Source organism: Paludisphaera mucosa, assembly GCF_029589435.1.
Taxonomy (GTDB): Bacteria; Planctomycetota; Planctomycetia; order Isosphaerales; family Isosphaeraceae; genus Paludisphaera; species Paludisphaera mucosa.
Window position 1 is genome coordinate 1 of sequence record NZ_JARRAG010000007.1, and the last position, 20,723, is coordinate 20,723.

25 protein-coding genes and 1 pseudogene are annotated in these 20,723 nt (G+C 60.1%); 10 read left to right on the forward strand and 16 right to left on the reverse strand.

From position 1 onward, the window contains the following. Positions 1-259 (forward strand): annotated as a pseudogene (locus PZE19_RS32125) (SAM-dependent DNA methyltransferase); the annotation flags it as partial. Further along, positions 256-1,728: a restriction endonuclease subunit S gene (locus PZE19_RS32130; RefSeq protein WP_277864757.1), complete on the forward strand. Its 1,473-nt coding sequence runs from the start codon at positions 256-258 to the stop codon at positions 1,726-1,728. The pseudogene PZE19_RS32125 and the gene PZE19_RS32130, both read left to right, overlap by 4 nt. A gap of 73 nt (positions 1,729-1,801) precedes the next feature. Here the strand turns inward: PZE19_RS32130 and PZE19_RS32135 are convergent, their stop codons facing one another. From PZE19_RS32135 to PZE19_RS32165, 7 genes are all read right to left on the reverse strand, one after another. Beyond that, positions 1,802-2,401 carry a hypothetical protein gene (locus PZE19_RS32135; RefSeq protein ID WP_277864758.1) on the reverse strand — a complete coding sequence of 200 codons (600 nt, stop codon included), beginning with the start codon at positions 2,399-2,401 and terminating at the stop codon, positions 1,802-1,804. Continuing rightward, entirely contained in the window at positions 2,394-2,651 is a 258-nt protein-coding gene (locus PZE19_RS32140) for a hypothetical protein (RefSeq protein WP_277864759.1), read from the reverse strand. The genes PZE19_RS32135 and PZE19_RS32140 overlap by 8 nt, the downstream gene beginning before the upstream one ends. A 209-nt stretch (positions 2,652-2,860) precedes the next feature. Then, on the reverse strand, positions 2,861-3,679 hold the full coding sequence (locus tag PZE19_RS32145) for a TIGR04255 family protein (RefSeq protein ID WP_277864760.1): 819 nt from the start codon (positions 3,677-3,679) through the stop codon (positions 2,861-2,863). Between the two features lie 294 nt (positions 3,680-3,973). Continuing rightward, positions 3,974-4,954 (reverse strand): tyrosine-type recombinase/integrase, encoded by a 981-nt coding sequence (locus PZE19_RS32150; RefSeq protein ID WP_277864761.1) that lies wholly within the window; start codon positions 4,952-4,954, stop codon positions 3,974-3,976. Beyond that, positions 4,954-5,580, reverse strand: coding sequence for a PIN domain-containing protein (locus PZE19_RS32155; protein WP_277864762.1), 627 nt, complete (start codon positions 5,578-5,580; stop codon positions 4,954-4,956). Before PZE19_RS32155 ends, PZE19_RS32150 begins: the two co-directional genes overlap by 1 nt. Continuing rightward, a complete protein-coding gene (locus PZE19_RS32160; RefSeq protein ID WP_277864763.1) occupies positions 5,577-5,840 on the reverse strand; it encodes a UPF0175 family protein in 264 nt (87 codons plus the stop codon). Before PZE19_RS32160 ends, PZE19_RS32155 begins: the two co-directional genes overlap by 4 nt. A gap of 103 nt (positions 5,841-5,943) precedes the next feature. Then, positions 5,944-7,110: an ISAs1 family transposase gene (locus tag PZE19_RS32165; RefSeq protein WP_277862715.1), complete on the reverse strand. Its 1,167-nt coding sequence runs from the start codon at positions 7,108-7,110 to the stop codon at positions 5,944-5,946. A 502-nt stretch (positions 7,111-7,612) separates the two neighbouring features. Between PZE19_RS32165 and PZE19_RS32170 the strand changes: the two genes are divergently transcribed. The 5 genes from PZE19_RS32170 to PZE19_RS32190 all read left to right on the forward strand — a co-directional run bounded on the left by PZE19_RS32170 (position 7,613) and on the right by PZE19_RS32190 (position 10,395). Next, the gene (locus PZE19_RS32170; protein WP_277864764.1) at positions 7,613-8,113 is read left to right on the forward strand and encodes a twin-arginine translocation signal domain-containing protein; all 501 of its coding nucleotides are present in this window, start codon (positions 7,613-7,615) and stop codon (positions 8,111-8,113) included. 68 nt (positions 8,114-8,181) lie between these two features. Further along, complete coding sequence (locus PZE19_RS32175; RefSeq protein ID WP_277864765.1) at positions 8,182-8,538, forward strand: hypothetical protein; 357 nt, start codon at positions 8,182-8,184, stop codon at positions 8,536-8,538. A gap of 265 nt (positions 8,539-8,803) precedes the next feature. After that, entirely contained in the window at positions 8,804-9,160 is a 357-nt protein-coding gene (locus PZE19_RS32180; protein WP_277864766.1) for a hypothetical protein, read from the forward strand. Between the two features lie 102 nt (positions 9,161-9,262). Further along, positions 9,263-9,814, forward strand: coding sequence for a C39 family peptidase (locus PZE19_RS32185; protein ID WP_277864767.1), 552 nt, complete (start codon positions 9,263-9,265; stop codon positions 9,812-9,814). Then, on the forward strand, positions 9,781-10,395 hold the full coding sequence (locus PZE19_RS32190) for a hypothetical protein (protein WP_277864768.1): 615 nt from the start codon (positions 9,781-9,783) through the stop codon (positions 10,393-10,395). The genes PZE19_RS32185 and PZE19_RS32190 overlap by 34 nt, the downstream gene beginning before the upstream one ends. A 276-nt stretch (positions 10,396-10,671) precedes the next feature. Here the strand turns inward: PZE19_RS32190 and PZE19_RS32195 are convergent, their stop codons facing one another. The 6 genes from PZE19_RS32195 to PZE19_RS32220 form a co-directional block, all read right to left on the reverse strand. Further along, complete coding sequence (locus PZE19_RS32195) at positions 10,672-11,631, reverse strand: tyrosine-type recombinase/integrase (RefSeq protein ID WP_277864769.1); 960 nt, start codon at positions 11,629-11,631, stop codon at positions 10,672-10,674. Continuing rightward, positions 11,628-11,957, reverse strand: a complete 330-nt coding sequence (locus PZE19_RS32200; RefSeq protein ID WP_277864770.1) for a hypothetical protein — start codon at positions 11,955-11,957, stop codon at positions 11,628-11,630. The genes PZE19_RS32195 and PZE19_RS32200 overlap by 4 nt, the downstream gene beginning before the upstream one ends. A gap of 55 nt (positions 11,958-12,012) precedes the next feature. Further along, on the reverse strand, positions 12,013-12,303 hold the full coding sequence (locus tag PZE19_RS32205) for a type II toxin-antitoxin system Phd/YefM family antitoxin (protein ID WP_277864771.1): 291 nt from the start codon (positions 12,301-12,303) through the stop codon (positions 12,013-12,015). Next, positions 12,294-12,581 carry a hypothetical protein gene (locus PZE19_RS32210; RefSeq protein WP_277864772.1) on the reverse strand — a complete coding sequence of 96 codons (288 nt, stop codon included), beginning with the start codon at positions 12,579-12,581 and terminating at the stop codon, positions 12,294-12,296. Before PZE19_RS32210 ends, PZE19_RS32205 begins: the two co-directional genes overlap by 10 nt. 47 nt (positions 12,582-12,628) lie before the next feature. Next, a complete protein-coding gene (locus PZE19_RS32215) occupies positions 12,629-12,964 on the reverse strand; it encodes a hypothetical protein (RefSeq protein ID WP_277864773.1) in 336 nt (111 codons plus the stop codon). 62 nt (positions 12,965-13,026) lie between these two features. Then, entirely contained in the window at positions 13,027-13,509 is a 483-nt protein-coding gene (locus PZE19_RS32220; RefSeq protein WP_277864774.1) for a hypothetical protein, read from the reverse strand. A 64-nt stretch (positions 13,510-13,573) separates the two neighbouring features. Between PZE19_RS32220 and PZE19_RS32225 the strand changes: the two genes are divergently transcribed. The 3 genes from PZE19_RS32225 to PZE19_RS32230 all read left to right on the forward strand — a co-directional run bounded on the left by PZE19_RS32225 (position 13,574) and on the right by PZE19_RS32230 (position 16,053). Beyond that, entirely contained in the window at positions 13,574-13,861 is a 288-nt protein-coding gene (locus PZE19_RS32225; protein ID WP_277864775.1) for a GNAT family N-acetyltransferase, read from the forward strand. A gap of 479 nt (positions 13,862-14,340) precedes the next feature. Beyond that, positions 14,341-14,904 carry an RNA polymerase sigma factor gene (locus PZE19_RS33335; RefSeq protein WP_368411436.1) on the forward strand — a complete coding sequence of 188 codons (564 nt, stop codon included), beginning with the start codon at positions 14,341-14,343 and terminating at the stop codon, positions 14,902-14,904. Between the two features lie 33 nt (positions 14,905-14,937). Continuing rightward, complete coding sequence (locus PZE19_RS32230; protein WP_277864776.1) at positions 14,938-16,053, forward strand: hypothetical protein; 1,116 nt, start codon at positions 14,938-14,940, stop codon at positions 16,051-16,053. On the opposite strand, the gene PZE19_RS32235 is transcribed toward PZE19_RS32230, so the two are convergent. The 3 genes from PZE19_RS32235 to PZE19_RS32245 form a co-directional block, all read right to left on the reverse strand. Further along, a complete protein-coding gene (locus PZE19_RS32235; RefSeq protein WP_277864777.1) occupies positions 16,043-17,062 on the reverse strand; it encodes a metallophosphoesterase family protein in 1,020 nt (339 codons plus the stop codon). The genes PZE19_RS32230 and PZE19_RS32235 overlap by 11 nt on opposite strands. 206 nt (positions 17,063-17,268) lie before the next feature. Further along, entirely contained in the window at positions 17,269-18,171 is a 903-nt protein-coding gene (locus tag PZE19_RS32240) for a DNA N-6-adenine-methyltransferase (protein WP_368411434.1), read from the reverse strand. Between the two features lie 105 nt (positions 18,172-18,276). After that, a complete protein-coding gene (locus PZE19_RS32245) occupies positions 18,277-20,715 on the reverse strand; it encodes a hypothetical protein (RefSeq protein ID WP_277864778.1) in 2,439 nt (812 codons plus the stop codon). Positions 20,716-20,723: the final 8 nt, after the last annotated feature.

Consider the following 20,723-nt stretch of genomic DNA (forward strand, 5'->3'; position numbering starts at 1 on the left):
CAAGGACCCGAATGGCCGGGCTAACCGGAAACCATCCGATTCAAAGGAGGACCGTTGGCGAAGCTTTTCGATTCAGGAAGTTCGTGAGCGAGACTTCAAGCTCGACGGGTTCAAGTGGCTCAAGGAGGAGTCGTCGGACGATTTAGATGAGCTTCCGGAGCCGGAGGAACTTACCACTGACGCGATGGCGGAAATGCAGGCGGCTCTTATCGACCTTGAGCAAGTTCTCAAATTGCTAGAACAGGAGGCGAAAGCGTGATTTCGCCCAACTACGAAGAGCTGCCGGAAGGATGGGCGTCCGCGAGTCTGCAGGCCATCACCACCAATTTCGACGGGCGAAGGGTCCCACTTAGAGCGGCTGATAGAAAACTCCGTCAGGGTGCATATCCATACTATGGTGCGTCGGGAATTATCGACTATATAGACAAACCCCTTTTCAACGGGGACTTTCTACTTGTCGCGGAAGATGGGGCCAATCTGCTCTCTAGGAGCACTCCAATCGCATTTCAGGCCCAAGGAGAGTTTTGGGTCAACAATCACGCTCATGTCCTCCAGACTCGAGGCGACCTACTTCTTAGTTACCTAGAACAATTTTTGAATCATCTCGACCTTCAAAATTTCGTCACTGGTACTGCTCAACCAAAGCTCACTCAAGCAGCTCTTAACCGCATCCAAGTTATGGTTCCTCCGTTAGAGGAACAGCATCGCATCCTGGCTATGCTTGAGAGGATTCTTGAAAAGGCCGATTCGGCCCGCAACAAGCTCGAGCGGGTGCCAAGAACGATGAAGCGATTTCGGCAAGCGGTGCTCGCTGCGGCCTGCACGGGACGATTAACAGCCGACTGGCGAGCGAAGAATCCGAGTGCGGAGAATGTCGATGCCGTTCTTCGCTCACTCGGGGTCGAGCCACTTTCCGGTGGTGGACCTGATGAGGAGATTCCCGAGGGTTGGCGATGGGTGCGGTTCGGAGATGTCCTTGCCGAGTTGAAAAACGGCCTTTCGACGAAGCCGAACCAGACGCCACCCGGAACGCCGATTCTTCGCATTAACGCGGTTCGACCTTGCGAGGTGTTTTTCAGCGACCTTCGATATCTTGAGTGTTCCGAGGCACAACGGACCGAATTCGCTCTTCGGGACGGGGACCTTCTGTTCACGCGATATAATGGCAGTATCGACCTTCTTGGCGTCTGTGGGATAGTGCGTGGCATTGGTGGACGTGCATTGGTCTACCCTGACAAGCTGATGAGGGTTCGGTTCCCTTCGTCGGTGGTTCTTCCCGATTACTGCGAGCAATACTTTAGTAGTCCGGCCGCACGCGACCGGATGATTGCAAAATCGAAGTCATCGGCGGGGCAGAATGGGGTATCAGGGTCTGACGTCAAGGCTCAGCCCCTCGCACTCCCACCCGTTGAAGAACAACGCGAAATCGTAAGCCGTGTATCGGCGTTCCTCACCCTAGCCGACTCCATCGAGCAACGGGCGAAATCGGCTCTGCAACGTGTCGAGACGCTCACTCAGTCTGTCCTCGCCAAGGCATTCCGCGGGGAGCTGGTTCCCACGGAGGCCGAACTCGCTCGGAGGGAAGGCCGGGGCTACGAACACGCGAGTGAACTCCTTGCTCGGCTCAAATCCTTGGCGAAGGGCGAAACGAAGCGAGCCCGCGGGCGGAGGTCGAGCCCGCGTGCATCGACGCCAGAGGGCGACATGCTCGACTTCATGGAAGGCTAGGAGGCAGCCTCCGGCGAAGTGCCGCGTGTGCGGCCAGCGTGGGAATTGCGGGCAGGCATGCTAAGCGGCAAGCCTACCAAACCGGTTTGATGTTCTGAGGCAAGCCCACACGCATGAAGTAACGAGCAAACGATTGTGAAAGGTGCTCGCGGTACGGTGGGAGGAGCGAAAGCCTCTTCGCACCTCGCTCAACGAGAAGGGTTTCGATGAACGTCCTCGGAACCGTAAAAATGGCGTGAAAATCGACGATTCGATGCTCGGTGGTTATCTCGCTCTCGGGGAGAGAATCCATCATAAATAGGTTCCACATGTAGCCATCTTTAATGTCGTCGCACAGCCGCTTCCAAGCCTTCGGCGAAGGAACCTGATTCCGTGATTTCTCGCTGTCTTCCCAGCGAACTTTGAATTTCGAGAGCGGTAGGCACGGACAAAGGACGACGTTCGAGACCTTGCTTTGTGCTAGGTCGCACGCCTGAGTCATCACGACGACGTCGGCCTTCCTGGCCTCCGCCATTCTCGACAACCGGTCGACCGAATCCACGGGAGTCGGTCCCAAAGCTTCGCCTGCGTCGGCCTTCGGAGTTTCCCAAGTCAGAAGCGGGCACTCGGTGATGATGTCACCCTGCGTCAGCTTCGCTTGCGGTTCTCGGATTGAATACCACGTATCAGTCATCGTCTTCGTCGAATCGTCGCTCGATGATTGGGTCGGGCTCCCACTCCCGAAGCGTACTGGCCGTGATGTCGATTCGCTTCGTGAAAAGAACCTTGTCACCATGCTCGATAGCGTAGACACCACGCCACGGCCGCTCTTCCGCATCGGTGATGGTCTCCCGAACCGCCTCGGAAGGCTTCGGCAAAGGTCGGGGCAAGGCACTCGTGATTGACTCGGCAGAGGCGAGGGCCTCATCGGACGGTTGGAGCATGACTAAGCCCGCAGACAGGAGAACGCTCCTGGTGATTGGGCCGCTGGTAATCCTCTCCGACCGAGGTCGTGGGACCGGCTTCCGAGGTCGGTAAGCGGCAGACGTCGTGAATCCAGTCTCTGCCCAAGCTGCCAAATCCTCATCAACGTGGACGTTCGTAGCAGTCGCGTAGGGCGTCATTCGGGGGCGGTGGGTCGCGTGCATCGTGCTCATTTCTTCTGCCTCCACACCGCTTCTTGCATGTCCCGAGTCGTGAGTTCGACAAAGGCCCTGACAATCGAGTCGTGGGCGTCGCGAAACCAAGTGTCGATGCCTTTCTGGGTTCGGTCGTCGCCGATACCTCTCGCCGTCAGGTCGAACAGGATAATCGGTTTGCTGTCAGAAATCCTCATGGCACTCCTGACGTTCACATGAAGCCTGCCCTGCCCATTCGGGAAGCGGAATGCCAACCGCCAGTTTGCGGATTCCGGCTCTAGCCTGCCCTCGTGTCTTTTCCAAGAGAAGTCCGAGAAGACCTTGCCCATATCGATGACCGAATCCAGACCTAATGAAAAATCGATGTGGTTTACATATGTAAGTTCAAGCTGCTTCGGAGTCAGTTCCTCCGGCCGTAACTCTCTGAGAAAGTCGCGAAACGCATCTAGCTTCTCTTTGAAGAGGGCAAAAACGCTCTCAAAATGCGGGTATTCGTCGTCGTCGGACTTTCGACGCCAGTTGTAGTGGAAGCGTTCTCTCTGGACTTGAATGAGCCCGTTGCCTTCTGTCTCCTCGAACCAAATTCGGGGCAGGGGTGGTAGGTCGAGAATCTGAAACTCCGGCTCGCCACCCGTTCCGGTGGCTGTCTCAAACACGGTCGGAAGCGGTGGCAGCTCCTGGCAGGTCGAGAAGGCTGGTTTGTATCTCTCCCACAAGAGCCCAAGATACGGAGCCAAGAGTTCTTTGACCGGGTCAAACGAGAGGCCGCATACCACCTCGTTGATGGGTGGTGCCTCGAAGTGCAAATCCTCGAAAGCTGCGGCGGTCGTCATCTGGTAGTCCTCTTAGCTCCTATTATCCGGGGTTGATGTTGCATTCAATCACGAAAACGCGACACAAACCCTTTCAGACAATGGCTTTGATGCCGTTGTCAGACAACCCGCCTCTGAGTGAGGGGCGAGACTAGCCCTCAATTCTACCACTCGGACCATCCTGAACGCCCGGCAGGTTCCCTAAAATCACCAGACAACCTATCTTACGATGCCATAGTGGCTTCTGTTGAGGAATTTCGGACCGGGAGCCCGCCGTATTTCCACGAGTCTCGAGCCTGGTTAGGTCTTGGTGCTCTACGAATAGAGCTTGTCCATCGCCTCTTCGTAGTCCGAATCGGCGGGCTGGACGTACCGCTCGATGTGCTGCATCCCGACGTTCCCGCTCTTCCGCTGGGCGAACGCCCGGCCGAACTTCTGCTCGGCCTGCTTGAGAGCGGTGTGCCGCATGAGATGGGCGTGTAGGTTGACCTTCTCGTCCTCGGGCACGTTCGCGTTCGCCATCCCCTGAATCTGCTTCAGGAAGCGGTCGGCGTCCTTCCTGAGCATCGGCGTCCCTTCTCGGCTCTGGAAGACGGTGCCTTTCCCTCTGCCTCGCTCGTGCTCGAAGTAGTCGGCCAGGGCTTCTCTCGCCTCGGGGGAGAGGTAGACGTCGTCTCGACGTTTCCCCTTCCGCTTCACGTTGCGGAAGTTCTTCCCGTCGAACTGCTCCATCTCGACGCCGAGCGTCTCCGAGATTCGCATCCCGGTCTCGAGGAGGACGACGAGCAAGGCCCGCTTCCGTCTCGGCTGCTGATTGGCCTGCGTTTGGAGGGCACAGAGCTTGTCGGCCGCTGCGAGGACTCGACTCCTCTGGAGCTTCGAGAGCCCCTTGGCCGGGGGGACGGTGGTGACCAAATCCGTGACTCTCTCGAAGGGATTCCCCGCGAGGAACGGCCGCTTCGCTTCCATCCATCGGACGGCACGCCTGAGCGTGGCCGTCGTCCGATTGACCGAGGTGGGGGCGTAGCCGCGGCCGTCGTTCGCGTCGTTCTCAAGCCACCGGACGAATCCGAGGGAGACGCTCCGGGTCCAGTCGTCGATGGAATCGGAGCCCATCGTCCTCGTGAAGTAGCCGAGGAAGAGTTCGAAGTCCCGCTTCTTCGCCTGGAGCGTCGTCTTCGGGGCTCCGGCCACCTCGGCGTGGCAGTAGGCGACGAGCCATTTCACCAGGCTCCGACCGGCCTCGGCCGTCGCAACCTGCGAGGGTCGTTCGGAGAGGGCCAACTCGAATTCCATCACCTCTCCCTCCCGAATCCACGCCGAATCTTCTGCTCGGGCGGCGACGGGGAAGGAATCTCCGGCGTCCCGGTCGAGCGGTCCTGCTCGTGTTTCCGCTTTCGAGCGAGGTCTTTCCGGAGCATCTCCTCGATGACCTTCCTCGCCTTTTCCCCGACATAGAAAGGGGTCTGACGCTCCAAGGCCGCAAGCCGTTCGGCAAGGTCTTGGATGAGACCTCGGTCCGCCGCCTCGTCGAGGACCTCCAGAGTCCAGAGCGGGTCAATCTCCCGTGCGTGGGCCCTGCTCTTCAGAACGAGTTGCTTTCTCGCCTTGACGTCGTCCATGAGCACGAAATCCGCATGCTCCTCGACGGCCAGCGATATGACGGCCCTGTCTCCGTCTCCTCGCTCTCCCGCCCTCCCGAGCGACGGGATGTCCATCAGGTGTTTCGGGTCGCGGACTTCGAGCCAAGGAGGGGGGGCGGCGGCCCAGCGTCGAACGGCTTCGGGAGTCTCCTGGTCGTTCATCTCCTTGTCGACGACGACTCTCGCGGTGAGCACGCGGTCGAACAGGGCCGGGAGCACATGGTCGCAGCCGATGAGGACGAGGTAGTGGAGGGGCCCCATGTCGCAGACGACCATCATTGGGGCCGGGCCTTCCTCAGCCGGTCTCGCCCCGTCGAACTCCCGGCCAGGTCGACGTCCTGGCCCAACCCCCGTCGTTTGAGGATTTCCTCGGTCTCCTGGAAGCTCAACCCGAGGGCGTCCTGGAGCTGGCGATGCGAGAGCTTGGCCCGGCGGAACTGCTCCATCAAGTAGACCTCCTTCGCGTCGCGGTTGAGGTCTCCCGCCCCGGAGCGGAGCTCCCGCTCGATGTCCTGGGGGATTTCAAAGCTGATGGTCATCGGTCGTCTCCTCGTCGTCTAAAATCTTATGTCCCCAAAGGTTCTCACGTTTCGGGGCCCGAATCAAGCCTCCAAAGGCCTCCCGAGGCAGGGCCAGCGCTCACTAACATGTCGATCCTCTAACGACTTCCATCAAGTAGTCGTCGCTCCATCCGCATCCGCGTCGCTTCATGGCGACGCTGTCCCGCCCGGGGTGCCGCTTGAGCAGGGACAGGCAGAAGCGATTCAGCCAGGCCATGTTCTGGCGCAGGTGCTCCTCTCGGATTCGCGACTCGTCCTCGCGGAAGGTCACGTCGAGGGTCCAGTGGCAGCCGTTCTCGATCCCCCAGCGCGAGCGGACCGCGTGGGCGAACGCCTTAGCGTCGGGCTCGACCGGCAGGCTGCTGATGTAGTAGCGGACGTCCTCCGCCGTCTTTCCCTCGCGGACGACCTCGGAGATCGCCACGCCGATCGACCTCAGCCCCCGCCACGCCTCGAAGCCGGGGAGGTCCTTCGGGGCCTCGAGCTGGATGTACGTCCGCGACTCGCGACGGCCGTGGGCCGCCTCATCGACCTGGAGGCGGCCGACCGGCTCCCCCGCGAACCCTTCGTCCCAACGCCCCAGGACGTGGGCGACGGCCGCCCGATGCAGCGTCCCCTGGTTCCCCTTCAGCGCCAGCACGTAGTCGCCGCCGGCGGCGACGACCGCCCCGGCGACCTCCCTCTGGCAGCCCATCGCGTCGATCGTCACGACGCCGCCGGAGACGTCGATCAGCTTCAGCAACTCGGGGATCGCAGCGATCTCGTTCGACTTCTCATCGCAAGCGACCTGGCCCAGCGACAGGCCGTACTCGCTCGCCCAGGCGGTCACCGAGTGCAACGCCCCCAGGCCGTTCTTGCGGTCGTGGCTGCGACGCAGGGTCTTGCCGTCGATCGCCAGCGTGGGCCGCTCGACGCCCGTCTCGGCCGCGGCCTCGTCGCGCAGCGACCGCAGCCAGGCGGCGAAGCACGGCTGGAACGCCTCGGGCCGCAGGGCCATCAACACGCGCCGGAAGACGTCCTTGCACGGCACCCCGTTCGGCAGCGGCAGGATCGACTCGAGCAGACCCCGCTTGAACGCCGCCCACCGCGCGATCGCCGTCGGCCCGGAGGCCCCCGCCAGGACCGCGACCAGGGCGATCACCACCACCGAGGCCAGCGGATGCTTGCGATTGATCTCCGACCGCGGGTCATCCAGGTCCTGGAAGAACGCCGCCACCTCGTCCATACCGAACCGGCTCGCATCCGCCATCGACCGACCCCCGTCCCCCGCGCCGTGACGCCGCCTGGAGATGGTCTAACCGATGACTCGATCCGGCGCAAGCCGCCAGACTCCGCCGAATCTACCTATAAGTGCGCGCTGGCCCTGCCTCCCGAGGCCGACCTTCGGGGTCATAAGGTACATTATGTCCCCATAGCACGTAATCATGGTCGCGTGCAACTAAGTCTGACAGTATAAAGGGAGGCTTTCTCCAACAAAAACGTTCCTTGGGGGTCGATTTTGAGTAGGTTCAGGCAACATCATCCCTAGTGTGGGCCCCGGGTTAGACTTGTCGGTCTAACGGAGCTGTTCCGGTCCAGCAACACATCGTGGGAATTATTAATGGTTGGTCACCTAGAACAAAGAAACGATTTTCCTTTAGGTCAAAAGTTTTTCTTTGATTTACGTTCTCGGTTCTAGTTGAATTAAAAATTATCGGAGCCTAGCCGAGTTCAGGTGGCTTTGACTCACATTTCCTAAGGAGGTTCTGGAGATGGAAGATATCACCAGACGAGATGCTGTGAAGCTGGTAGCGGCCGGGACGGCTGCAGCTGGAGGATTTACCTTCGCTGGCGTTTCCAATGCCGAAGCTCAAGAGTACAAAAAGGATGGTCAGAAGAAAGCTGAGGGACTTGGTGGTGGCTCCGCGAACACGGTGCCCGGCATCAAGCTTCCGGACAATCTCGGTGCGGCCCTGGGTGGGAGCCCCGAGGACGCTGCGAAGACGTTCATGAGGTTGGCCACGCAGGGGATGGCCCAGGTGATGGCTGACGCGGTCGCCGGGGCCATCACCCAGGCGGTCGGCGGGAACCTCGGTGCGGGCACCCCCGACTGGGTCAAGCTCGTCAAAGGACTCATCGTCAACCTGAACTGGGAGACTCCCGGCAACACCACCATCAGCACCGTCGCGGCCTTCGCCAAACCTGGTTCAACGGGTGGCGGGCCGGCCCTCGGTGGTGGCGGGTTCGATATCGCTATTCATGGCACGTTTTAAGACGTGTTTCGCCGGATGGCAGACCTCACTGACCAAGTGCCACGCATGACGACAAAAGGGGATCTTTAATGCCCGAACAGAACACGGTGCCCGGCATCAAGCTTCCGGACAATCTCGGTGCGGCCCTGGGTGGGAGCCCCGAGGACGCTGCGAAGGCGTTCATGAGGTTGGCCACGCAGGGGATGGCCCAGGTGATGGCTGACGCGGTCGCCGGGGCCATCACCCAGGCGGTCGGCGGGAACCTCGGTGCGGGCACCCCCGACTGGGTCAAGCTCGTCAAAGGACTCATCGTCAACCTGAACTGGGAGACTCCCGGCAACACCACCATCAGCACCGTCGCGGCCTTCGCCGAGCCTGGCTCAACGGGTGGCGGGCCGGCCCTCGGCGGTGTTGGTTTTAGCATCGGTATTCATGGCTCGTTCTGAAACGAGAGTTCGCCGGACGGCAGGCCTCACTGTCCATTCTTGGGATGGAACCCTTGCCGTCCAGGCGACTACTCCCAGTACGTCGAATCCGTAGAGATTCGAAGCCGGGTAGTGCGAGCGAGCTTTAAGGCGAGAGCGGGCGTCGGACGGTCCTAATTCCGATATTCACTCGGTCGGGCTCTTAGCCAACTACCAAACCCACCGGCTCCCAACCGGTGGTCGTTCAGTCACCAAGAGACACGCATATCGACGGAAAGGATTCTTGATGGTCGAACAGAACACGGTGCCCGGCATCAAGCTTGCGGACAATCTCGGTGCGGCCCTGGGTGGGAGCCCCGAGGACGCTGCGAAGACGTTCATGAGGTTGGTCACGCAGGGGATGGCCCAGGTGATGGCTGACGCGGTCGCCGGGGCCATCACCCAGGCGGTCGGCGGGAACCTCGGTGCGAGCACCCCCGACTGGGTCAAGCTCGTCAAAGGGCCTACTTTTGAGTTTTTCTGGGAAACCCCAGGGGACACCCCTCTTCGCAAGACTGTAGCTATCGCTAGGAGCGGTGAAGGAGTTGGTGGTCCGGCCCTCGGCGGAATTGATATTAGAACGGGTGGTTGCGGCGGGTTCTAAGAAGCTAGTCGATTTCAAGCACCCGCAGGCGAAACTCAGGTTTTCACTTCCCATACTGCTCCAGTTGAGGCGAAATCATCCTTCTGTAGTTCGAGGGAACAGATGGCTTTGCAAATCGTTGAAGGAATATCAATTACTCTGGAGTCTACCACACTGGGTGGTAAAGACTTGAGTATTGAACCTAAGCTACAAGAGCAATCAGAATGGTGCTGGGCGGCGTGTCTAGACATGGTACTTGAAGCAAACGCAGACTTTAGCAAAAATCAATGCGATTTTGCGAATGCCGCGTATGAATTGACTGGTTGCTGCCTTGCTCCGTCTAGCTCGCTTTGCAATCAACCTATTCCTGTCATCCAATTCCGACAAGAGTATGAGCGATATGGGTTTGCAGCTCAATTTTATAACGGCTCCATCTCATTCAACGCCGTCAAGCTAGAGGTCGATGCCGACCGGCCCGTTCAAGTTGGAGTTTCTTGGACAGGTGGCGGTGGCCACGCGATGCTCATCACGGGTTGGGACCAAGAGGGCACTGAACAATTTGTGTTCGTGACAAACTCGTTGGACAGAACAAAAACTCGCGTGCGATATAGTGACTTTTTGACTGTTTCGAATCAGGGGACGTGGAACTGGTCCTGGACTGGTATCAAGAGGTAAATCCCATGGCAGACGCAGAGACTCTCCCTCCTAATGTCTTGAACGCCATTGCCTCTAAGCTTGGAGGTGAAATCCCCAAAGCCTTAGGAGCCAATCTTGGGCTCCTCGGCGGTGGGCCAGCGTCGTTAAAAGAAACCTTCCCAGTCTGGATGCTAGAAGCAGCAAGCATTCTTGAGCCGACCGACAACCTTTCGCTTCTGGCCAAGAATACGGGACATTGGCACCATCAGTTAGCATCGGCAGCAGGCCCACTCGCTTACGCACGGTCAATGCCTCTGGGGGCCGACCCACAAAGTTGGTCTATTAGACAGGTTTCTACTTCAGACCTTACAACCAAGGTAAACGATTGCATTATCTGGGTTGATGCCAACATCCCGGGCAACTGGACCACACGACTTTTGACTATCCCTGCCTATCACGTTCACGCATTCTGGTTCATCGACCCCCTCAATCCGGCGAACCAGGAGGTCGTGGTCATCTCGTCTCCTCAAAACCACGCCCTGGTCACCAATAAAATTTATACGCCAACAGAATTGTTAAATGAATTGAGACGAAGTTCGCATATTAAAGGTCTGGCCTAAATAGCAATTTGTCACAATATTTATTAGTGGTGGCTTATACGAAGTTTGTTCTAGTGAACGCTTCTACAAACAAGCCGTACAACCGATGCAATCTTTACCAGTAGAACATTAAGGGCCGGTCATTCGATGATGCCCTTGACCGTCTCAGTGGAACCACCCAATGGAAGGCGAAACAATATGATTTATATTAATATGTATACATGAGCGAACGATGTTGCCATTATCGGACGTGAGATTTGAGTCCTTCTTGACCTCGTCTTTTCCCCGACTCAGCTGTCAAATCGCTATCCGCTCAATTTCATCGAGCGTGATTTCGTCATCGGTCCGGTCGTAGAGTTGGGTCGTCTTCGTTGAGGCGTGCCCAGCGATTTTCCGGGCCTTGTCGATGTTGCCTCCAGCCGCCATGAACGCGGTGATTCCCGTCGCCCGGAACGAGTGGTTGCAGAGCTTGTGCGTGAGCCCGGCCTCGGCCGCCCTCCGCTTCACCATCGCCCAGGCGTCGCCCCGCCGAAGCGGCGTCGCTTTCAACTCGCCGCTCCTGCGGTTGCTCGCACGGAAGAGCGGCCCTCGCTTGTCGCCCTCGATTCTCGCGGATTGGATGTAGGCGTCGAGGTACTCCTCGGCCTTGTGGTGCACCGGCACCTCCAGACGTTTCCCGCCCTTCTCGTGAAGCCTGAGCCGCCATTTCTTCCCGTTCGCGTAGTAGTCGTCCACAGTCATCGAGAGCACCGCCGTGATTCGTGCGAACGAGTAGGTCATCACGGCGATGAGGGCCCTGTCCCTGAGTCCCAAGAGCGTTGAAGGCTCGATGCTGGTGAGAAGCGTTCGAGCGTCCTCGGCCGAGAGGTACGGCGTGAGCCCCTTCGAGACGACGTGCTTCGGGCCTCGCACGGAAGCTGCGGGGTTCACCGGGATGATTTGCCCGGTCACCATCCAGTCGAGGAGCATCTTGATGGCGGCCAGGTGCTGCTTGACGGTGGACTTCGACCTGGTGACGCCCAGCTCCTCGACGTAGGCGGCGACGGCGATGGGCTCCAGGGTTTGCAGCGTGAGCTTGCGGTCCTCGCACCACAGAAGGAACTGAGCGACGGCCTGGGCGTAGGCCGCTCGCGTGTTGGCGTTCCGAATCTGGGCGGTGAAGAACTCGACGAAGCGTCGCCCGGCCCGGTCGCCCTCGTTGACGATGAGGGCAGGGAGGGTGAATCGCGAATCCCGCCGCTGAATCTCGCCGCTCATCGGCTGCCTCCTCGTAACGCGACCTTGAAGCCCCGGGCGTAGAAGCGGAACGGGTGGAAGACGGCCTGGTGGTCGTCCATGAGCACGCGGAATCCTTCGACGTAATCACGCATCCGGCGAAACTGCGTCCCCCAGGAGACGGCCTCGGGGTCGGTGGGTTCGATGTGCCTGCTCAGCTCGTCGAACGCATGGCGGGCGTCGAGAGCCTCGCAAACCCCGTCGATATCGGCCTCGGGCCAACCTTGCTCGCGGGCCTTCCTGCGGAAAGCACCAATCAGCTGACACGCGTCGTCAGGGTCGAGGCGGCGAAAGCCTTCGAGACTCATTCCGACTCTCTGCGTCACGCTCCTCCTAAGGGATGTTCTATGGTTCGACTCATCGTTAATCCCGCTCCTCCGTGAGGAAAGCTCGGAGCGAGCCCGCGGGGTCTTTGACCCTCGGTCCTTTGAGGAAGTCCTCGGGCAGCTCTTCCGTGTGCGGGGTCACCTGGCCGCTCAAGACGAGGTCCTTCATCGGGTCATCCTTCAAATCCCAGGACACCGGCGTGATGGATGCCACTCCGATTTCGCGGTCGGTGACGACGAGCGTCGTTCCGGCTTTCACCTCGGCGAGGTAGGCCGAGAGCGAGTTCTTGAGTCGGGTGATGGAGACTCGTTCCATGCTCATGGCCACCACGGCTCCTTGGCCCAGGCCAGGAACGGCTCCCGATGCGACTCGGGCCAGACGTTCAACGCCTCCATCAGCTCGAAGCGGCCGCATCCCCATTCGGTCGAGGAGTCCCACACCGCCAGGACGAAGCTCGCGGCGGCCCGCTCGCCGTGCGAGACGCCGCTGACGGCCCAGCGGTCCAGCTCGGTCGGTTCCCAGGGGGAGACGCCGGTGGCGTCCCGAAGGCAGGGGAAGCTCTTCGCCAGCTCGGTCATTCGGTCGCGTCGTCGTTCCTCGTTCATGCTCCTCCTAGTTCATGCTCCTCCTATGGCATCCGCTCGGCATTCACTCAGTGACTCGTGGGGTTCGTGCCGTAGGCCGCCTTGAATCCCCGGGGGTCCGCGGTGTCCAGATTCAAGCTGAATTGAAGACGCTCCCACAGCCATTTTGCCGCAGCGTCACTCTTCAAGGGCTCGACCCACCGCTCGTCATTGCTCGTGGGCAGATGAGGACCCGTCCACAGCCCGCGTCGCTCGTCCCAGATTTGGACTTCGAGCCTCTTTGGGCCAGGCTCTTGCCCGACGGCGTCGATTGCCGGATTTAAGCCCCACCTGAGGGTCGGTCCATCATGTGCCTCGAACTCGGCGAGCACTCTGCCGCATTTGTCGGTCAGCTGTAGTTTCATGTCCCTCCCTGGCTTTGAATGCACGCATGTTCTAGCACGGTTTTTACCGGACATAAAGGGCGTTATGTCCGGTAATCGGCACGAGGGCAGTGCCCGGAAGAGAGATAGCCTTTAGTTGAGCGGAAGCCTCGCGGACAGTTCGAGCTGAGCCGCTCGGCTCGTCCCGCAAGCCACTCCGTATTCCACGTAACGGCCTGCTCGACGGCGTATTGGGCACTTAGTCCCCAACTGCACGCCTTGTTGTAGTGGACGACGAGGTGTTCGCCGAGTTGCTGGAAGTCGCCGATGTGGAGAAGAGACATCTCGATGGCCTGGTTGGCGGCATTTAAACACTCATTCCACTGCTCGAGAGAACGAATCTTGAGCATGGCCTCGCGACGGTGCCCGACGGCGATATCAAGCCAGCAAAACCCTTCCTTGGATTCGGCCAGACGTCGGAACCCCCGGGAAGTCCCAGTGTCCTCGGATAGCCGAGCATACGCCTCGAGCGCCCATTCCCTCGGATAAAGGTTGAAAGCGTGATCTGCCCACACTATGAGGTCCATCGTTGCCCCCCGCCGCTCGCAAGCGAGTTTACCCCGCCGCTCAAAATCTCCTTGCGTGGGCTAGGTGAGCCTCGGAAATGCCCGGGTCTCGCTGAAGCTCACTGTGGCGGACTATCTCAAGGCCATCCAGTGCGGCGGTCAAGGCTGGGTCGCGGAGATCGACGAAGGAGTCGTCGGCTTCGCCGACGTCGTAAACATCCGGGTGTTGTTTGGCCTTCCCGCTCATGAGGGACACAGCAAACGGCTTCACGAGGCGATGGTGGAGTGGCTGTGGGCCAGGGACCTCGAGCGACTCCGGGTGACGACCGGTCCGGACACTCAAGCCGAGAGGTTTTACGGAGCGGAGGGATAACTGGTCGTCGGACGGACCGACGGCGGAGGACGCTCGAGGCCCGCATGAAACGCCAGGGGGCGAGTCACGTTCGCGGCTCTGTGACATCCTGTTCCGCGAGGATCGGTAGCTCCTGCACCGCTCTTGAGGCGGTCATGAACTCCAAAAGTCCGTTAGTCCATCCCTGTTCATGGGTGTTCCGGGCGGAGCAACCGACGAAGTCTTACGCGAGAGGTTCGGGTGCGGCAGCCCGAAGTCCTTCATCCTCGCCATTTAGCATCGCCAGGACGGAAGATAAAGGGCGGCAGGAGCGGCAGTCGGCCCGCGGGATGGGGCTTACTTGTAACACCTCAGCGTATAAACTTGTAAGAAGCAGGGAGTTTAGCTGGCACGCTCCCTCGGCACTGTTCCAAAATGAGGCCACGATGGGTCTTAACGCGACTTAACGTATTGTGGCGTGATGGGTTGTGGTTCTCGTTGCCATGCTTGCGGTGAGCAAAATGGTAAGCGAACCCGCTGGAATAGGGAACGACGAGCAGGTAGCGATCGAACGCATCTTGCGTGATGAGGGACCAAAGGTTCTGCGGACTCTCAGGCACAAGTTCGGATTGGCTTTTAACGTCCAGGATTACGAGGACATTCTCGCTCAATCTCTCTATCTACTCTGGAAATACTGGGACCGGTACGAACCTAGTAAGGGTCCATTGAGTCACTGGTTTTTCGGGATCGCCCAACGAGTAGCGATAGATCTCTTGAGAGCAACTGCATCCAATCGAGCATCCAGTCTCACGTTCATCGACCAGCCGATTCAGAAAGCTCCGGTCGAACCGAGAGCTCCCAATTCTATCGAAGAGGCTCTACACGCCGTCTTGGAATCACTCTCGGAAACCGATCGGACGATTATTCTACGCTCTGCTTCTGCTGATGAGCAGGAATCATGGGCCGCAAAACTGGCCCCAGAGTTGTCCATGTCCGCAGGTGCAATTCGTGTTCGACGAATACGAATTCAGGAAAAAATTCGTACGGCAATGGCGGAACGGGGTTACATGACCAAAGTCATGTAGATCGACATATCGAGCGCGAAGGAGAAGTGAACGATGCTCCACATTGAAAACCGACAGTTGCTGTTGGCTCGTCTTGATGCTTTTGTCCAACAGGTCACAGAATTCACTTCTGACGAAACCTCACACAACACTGCGGAGAATTCTTCCGAGCGACTAGAGGTAGATCTCGGTGCAGTCATGCGTCAAATGCTAGAACATGCAAAACTGGATGGGGCTCTCGTGGATCCTGCACGACGGAGCTTTTTGGAGGCTACTTGGCACCGGCTCAATAGAGTAAAATTACTAGAGGCTTCCTCGGATCATAGGCCTAGGCAGGCGGTTGAAATGCTCCACGAAAAGCTTAGGCGGAATCATCTCATCGGAGTGACAGCAACGAACCTGCCGCCAGAGCGGACGGCTGAGATGCTTGAATGGGCATTAACTGCCATCGCGCAAGCTATTCATGGGCAAATGCCTCGCAGCCTGATGCGAACTGGTGGTGGGCAATTTCGAATTGACTGGACTGACTCCGATGGGACAGGCTACTGGGAGGACGAGATTCCTTCGACCTCGTTTTCAATTCGTCGAGTAGCTCAAAGGTGTTTCATGTCACCCGGTGGCTTTACCCCGACCATCGCAGATTATCTAAGCACCGTATTTATAGGTGCCTTGCGGGGAGGTTCGAATTCTAAGATGAGGCTCGAGGGCCTAGATCAATCAGGAGCAACCCCTGATGGAAAGACCACATGGTTGCGATGGATGGCCCCGGAGGTCGATGTGTTCCTCACGGATCAATTTGAAAAGGCCTTGGCTCAACTCCATAACGAGCAAAATAGCCGGGTGGCACAGGAAATCGAAGAGGTTGCAGATGTTGACGAATCACGAGATGATTCGTGGCTTTGGAATGTCGATACCGACCTTGCATTCCGGTTCGAGGCTGCTTTCAGAGTAGCCCTCTTCTGCGACGATGCTCACGTGAACATGCAACCTTCGCAACTCGACCAGTTGAGCGAAGTTGTCGAAAGCCATGTTGCGGAGTCCAAGAACGAAGACGCCAGGAGGTTAGCCGCCTTAATGCGTCGGCGTGAGGCAAAAGCCAAGGCCGGATTAATGAGAGTGGAACGCAGCGTGGCAACACGTAAGCTCGCGGATTCATTCATCAAAATCTGAAGTGGGCTGTGGTACCAGAGGTCACGATAAATCGCCCCTGGTACCACAGATACGACCAAACCTTCCAGTCCACCATCGTCGGCGACTCGGTAAGCTGGATTTGGTGCACCAAGAAGCCCTGTTTGTGGTTCTCCGGCTTTCCCTGAGTTGCCGACGGCGCTCGTATTTCGATAAGTGATGACGACTTTAGGCCCTTTGCTAAACGAAAGGGCGACAAGAAGAAGTCGTGGTAGTGGCCTGTTAGGACCACGTCAATCCCTCGACGGAATGCGAGCCTTTGCAAAAGACCTTGTGAGGTCGGGTCCAGAGGTAGGGCATCTCTATACCATTGGAAGTTACGGTTAGAGATCAGGCCATGGTGGCTGACCAGAACGCGGATGCGTCGCCGAACGCCGTCCGGCAAACCTTCAGCGTCGCTCCGATTCAGACATCGGATTAATCCTCGTAGCTCACCTCGGGCATAACTTCCGCCCGCGCGTAGATTGCCCGCATTGTCCTGGAGTCCGGAGTTGGAATCGATGCCGAAGATCTCCAACATTAAGCCTCCCTGGCGGATCTCTTGGCGCCAAGGCGTTTCAGGCAAATTACCGGGGACGAGCGTTGAATTATGAGCGGGAGGACGAATATTCCATGGCGTGATCTTTCTTCGTTTCCATCCGTTCCAATGATCATGATTTCCGGGAACCATAAATATATGTTTTGACGGTATTTCGAGACCAGCGACTTGTAGGCCTTCTGGATCAGACACCCATTTCGATTGGAGCAACGTATGAGCGACGTGAAATTCCGAGGTGCTGCCTCGCTGCGTTAGATCGCCACTCACGACAACCCAAAGTGGTTGATCATCGGTTAGAGAAGTTTTTACAATGGCATGCTCGAATCCGAGTTTCAGTCCCGTCGCTAGTATACGATGATGTCCCCAGTATCCTTCGTTTCCTGAAAAATCAGTATTGTCCAGAACATTGGACATATGAATATCAGAAACATGAAAGAGAACGATTTGATCCACGAATACCCTCGACTTTCGACGTCGTATTGCCCAGCGGTTTAGGACTCGGCTCCGGGTTCTTGGGGGAAACCCCAACCAATATACAGACCATCTGAGAGAATTCATCGTCTTCGTAGCACAACATGCCGGTTTTTCATTGAAGCCGGAACGAACACTGCCCTGCGGTCGAAGTTTCCTTAGAATCTCGCCTTGTCCGATCCTCTTGTTCACGTCGCCCTCCAGCCGACGGCCGAACGATCGAGTCGCTCTTTCTCTTCGGAGGTTGCACCGAAGACGACCAAAGCCGAGGGGAACGGGGCCGATTGCTTGCCGCCCCCGAATTTGAGCCGCCCTTCGATGAACCAGACGCTCGCCTTGCCCGCGACGTGCCGGTGCCAGTAGCTCGTCTCGGTCCTCGCCGGGATGAGCAGCACGACGAGCCCGGCGTCACCGGATTCGAACTCGCTTCGGGCTTTGCAAACCCACTCCCCGAGGCCGCGGCCGTAAGGAGGATTCACGAACACCCGACCCTTCCAGGGAAGCTCGAGCCCGTCGTCCTCGGCGGTGAATCTTACCCGTGCTTTCACGGGGCCCTTCTTGCTCGGCGAGCACGGGTCGAGGTCGAACCTCCCGAAGACCGAATACAGCACCTCGAGCAGCTGGCTCGGGGTCTCCCACGCCTGGCCGATCGACGAATTGCCGGTGGTGGTGTAAAAGGACTTCGTCCTTCCTTCGGGGGTTAGATGGGCACCGGCCCCTAGGGCGACCAGGACTCGCTCCAACGGCGCGAGACGTCCCATGCCGCCTCGCTCGAGCGTGCCTACGGTCGGTTGGCTGACCCCGGCGACGCGTGCCAATTCTCGTTGCGAGAGCCCTCTCCGCGTGCGGAGGGTGCGAATCACCTCGGCCATCGGGACGGACGCCGCATTTCGACAGCTGACGACGACGTTCAACGCCGCGAGGGATCGTTGGAATGCGGCGACGCCGCCCCCGCCTCCTTCCAACCCTCGCACCGTCCGCTCGGCGATCCCGGCCCGTTCGGCGAGCTCGACCTGCGTCCAACCGCGAGCCTTTCGAGCCTCGCGGAGGCCCTTCGCGAGCGGTCCTCGACCGGCAGGGTTTTTCGCCATGGACGGCCTCGTGGCGGCAGATATTCGGAAGGGTTTTTAGTCGTCCGGGAGCCCGCCGCCTCCGCCCGCTTCCGGCCCACTCGTCACGTGCTCGGCAAGCTCGGCCTACATCGGCATCCCCATGTCGCGCGGCCGTTCCATCGGCTTCGGCGGCTCGAATTTCGGCGTGGCGAGGTTCGCCTCGATCGCGGCCTTCGACACTCCGACCGCAGGGCGGACGTTCATCGGCCCGTCCCGGCCTTGCACCTTTCCGAGGTCTCGGCGTTCGAATTCGCCCTGCTGCCGGAGTGCGTAGTCCAGGTCCTTCGCCGCACCGTGGATCTGCAACACCCCCCCGCCCACGATCCTCCCGAGGATGTATTGCGGCCGTCCCTGCGGCTCGACCGGCCGCGCCCCCAATTCGGCGGGAATCATCATCCGCTCCGTCGCATGCTCCTTCCCCCGGGCGAAGACCGCGAAATCGCCCTTCACGGGCGGCTCCCCGCCGTGCCACACCCCGACCGTCCAGAACCGATCCTTGTCGTGGGTAACAGGAGCCAGAGGTTCCGGGCTGGTCCCGGGCGGCTCGACCATCGGCCCGGCCGTCCTGGGCGTCGCGAAGATCGCTTCCAGATCCGCATTCGTGACGCCGACCGCGGGGCGGTCGTCCTTCGGACGCTCGCGGCTTTGCTCCTTCGCGAAGTCCCGGCGTTCGAAGGCGCCCTGCTGCCGCAGCGCGTGGTCCAGGTCTTTCGCCGAATCGTGGATCTCGATCACCCCCTTGGCGATGATCCTGCCGAGGACGTATTGGGTCGCGCCCGTCGGGTCGACGGGCAGGGATCCCAGCGCGGCCGGGAGGATCATCCGTTCGGTCGCCTGCTCCTTCCCCCGGGTGAAGACGGCGAGGTTGCCCTTCACGGGCGGCTCCCCGCCGTGCCACACCCCGACCGTCCAGAAACGGTCCTTCTCACGGGCGTCCCCGGCCAGCGGCTCGAGGCTCACGGTCGGCGGCTCGAGCCCGATCGGCTTCGGTTCCTCCCGTGCAACCTCGTTTTCACGCCCCAGCGTCGCGGGCGTGGGCCCCCGCCCGGGCCTCTCATCCGGCTTGAGGGCCGCCGGAGGATGGGACGCTCGATCATGAGACGGCTCCTGCGAGCGCTCGGGATCTCCTCGGACGAGCTCGCTCTGGAACTTCGCCGGGCGGGGGGCCGGGTCGGGATGTTCCTGCGGCTCGATGGGCGCCGGAGAGGGCGACGGTCGATCGTGGGCCGGTTCCTGCGACCGCCCCGGCTCTTTGGGGACGAGGACGTCCCGGCGGAAGGCCATGAGTTCGTCGAGCCCGAAGACGGCCCCGGCCGACCGCGGCTTCCCCTCCGCGTCGCGGTACTCGTGGGTGATGACGACCGCGAGGCGGGGCTCGCCGTCCTCGCCCGCCTGCCGGACGACGTCGGCCCGGAAGTCCCCCTTGATGTGCGTGCTGATCTTCACGCCCGCGTCGGACGTCGGCCGATCCGCCCGCCCCGGCTTGACCAGGTCCGACAACGTCTCGGCGAGCTCGGCGGGCCGGATCCGGGGCGACTTCATCTCCCGGTCGGCCATCGCCCGCAGGCCGCCGCCCACCTCGAGCGTCCGCCACTGCTCCTCCTGGAGGACCATTTCGCGGAACGCCTTGTCCGATTCGAACTCCTTCTTCACCTTCTTGGCCTCGGCCATGTTCGGGGGCAGGTCGACGACCCGCCCGACCCCCGGCATCCGGGACGACATCTCGAAGACGACGAGCTGCGGATTCTCGGGCTTCCCCGGGTCGCGATCCCGGAGCGGCGTCACGCGCCGGTCGTCGGGCAGGCCGCGGTAGTCGAGCCCGCTCGAGAAACGCACGAGCTGGCCGAGGCGGGGCTCCTCGCTCCGCTCGTTCCAATGGCCGATGTTGTAATACTTCCCCTGCTCGGCCTTCCAGCGGAGGACCTCGAGCTGGCGGGAGAAGTCCCGGCCCTCCCCCCTCTTCTGGAGGGCTTTCAGCTCGCGTCCCGTGATTTCGACCGGCGTCCCCTTCTGGGGCCTCTCCGCGAACGGCTGCGGATGCAGGGCCAGCTGTCGGTTCGCGTCCCGGTAGTTCCTGGCCTTCTCGAGGTCGTCGAAGCTGACGACCACGCCGCCTTTCCCGCCCGTCGCGGTCAACTCGTTCAGGCGGACCACGGCGTACCAGGGCCCGCCCTTCTTCGAGTCCGGCTCGGCCGGCCTCGCCTCCCGACGCTCCGGCAGAAAGCCTTTGGCCTTCTCGATCAGCGTCTCGAACGGGGCCTTCACGATCGACCACAACGACCTTCGGGCCTTGTCGTCGCGGTCCTGCTCGCGGCCCCGCCCGGCCTTCTCGAAGACGTTGGATATCGACTCGATCTCGTCCCGACGCCCGATGCCCAGCTGGACGGGGCCCTTCGGCGTCTCGCGGACGAGCCGCCAGTAGTCGCCGCCCTTGAACTCGAGGACCTGGAGCGTGACGGCCCCGGCCCGGTGCTTCGCGACGAGGCGATGCTCGTCCTCCCGCCGTTCGTCGTCTCGGGTCATGGCCGGCT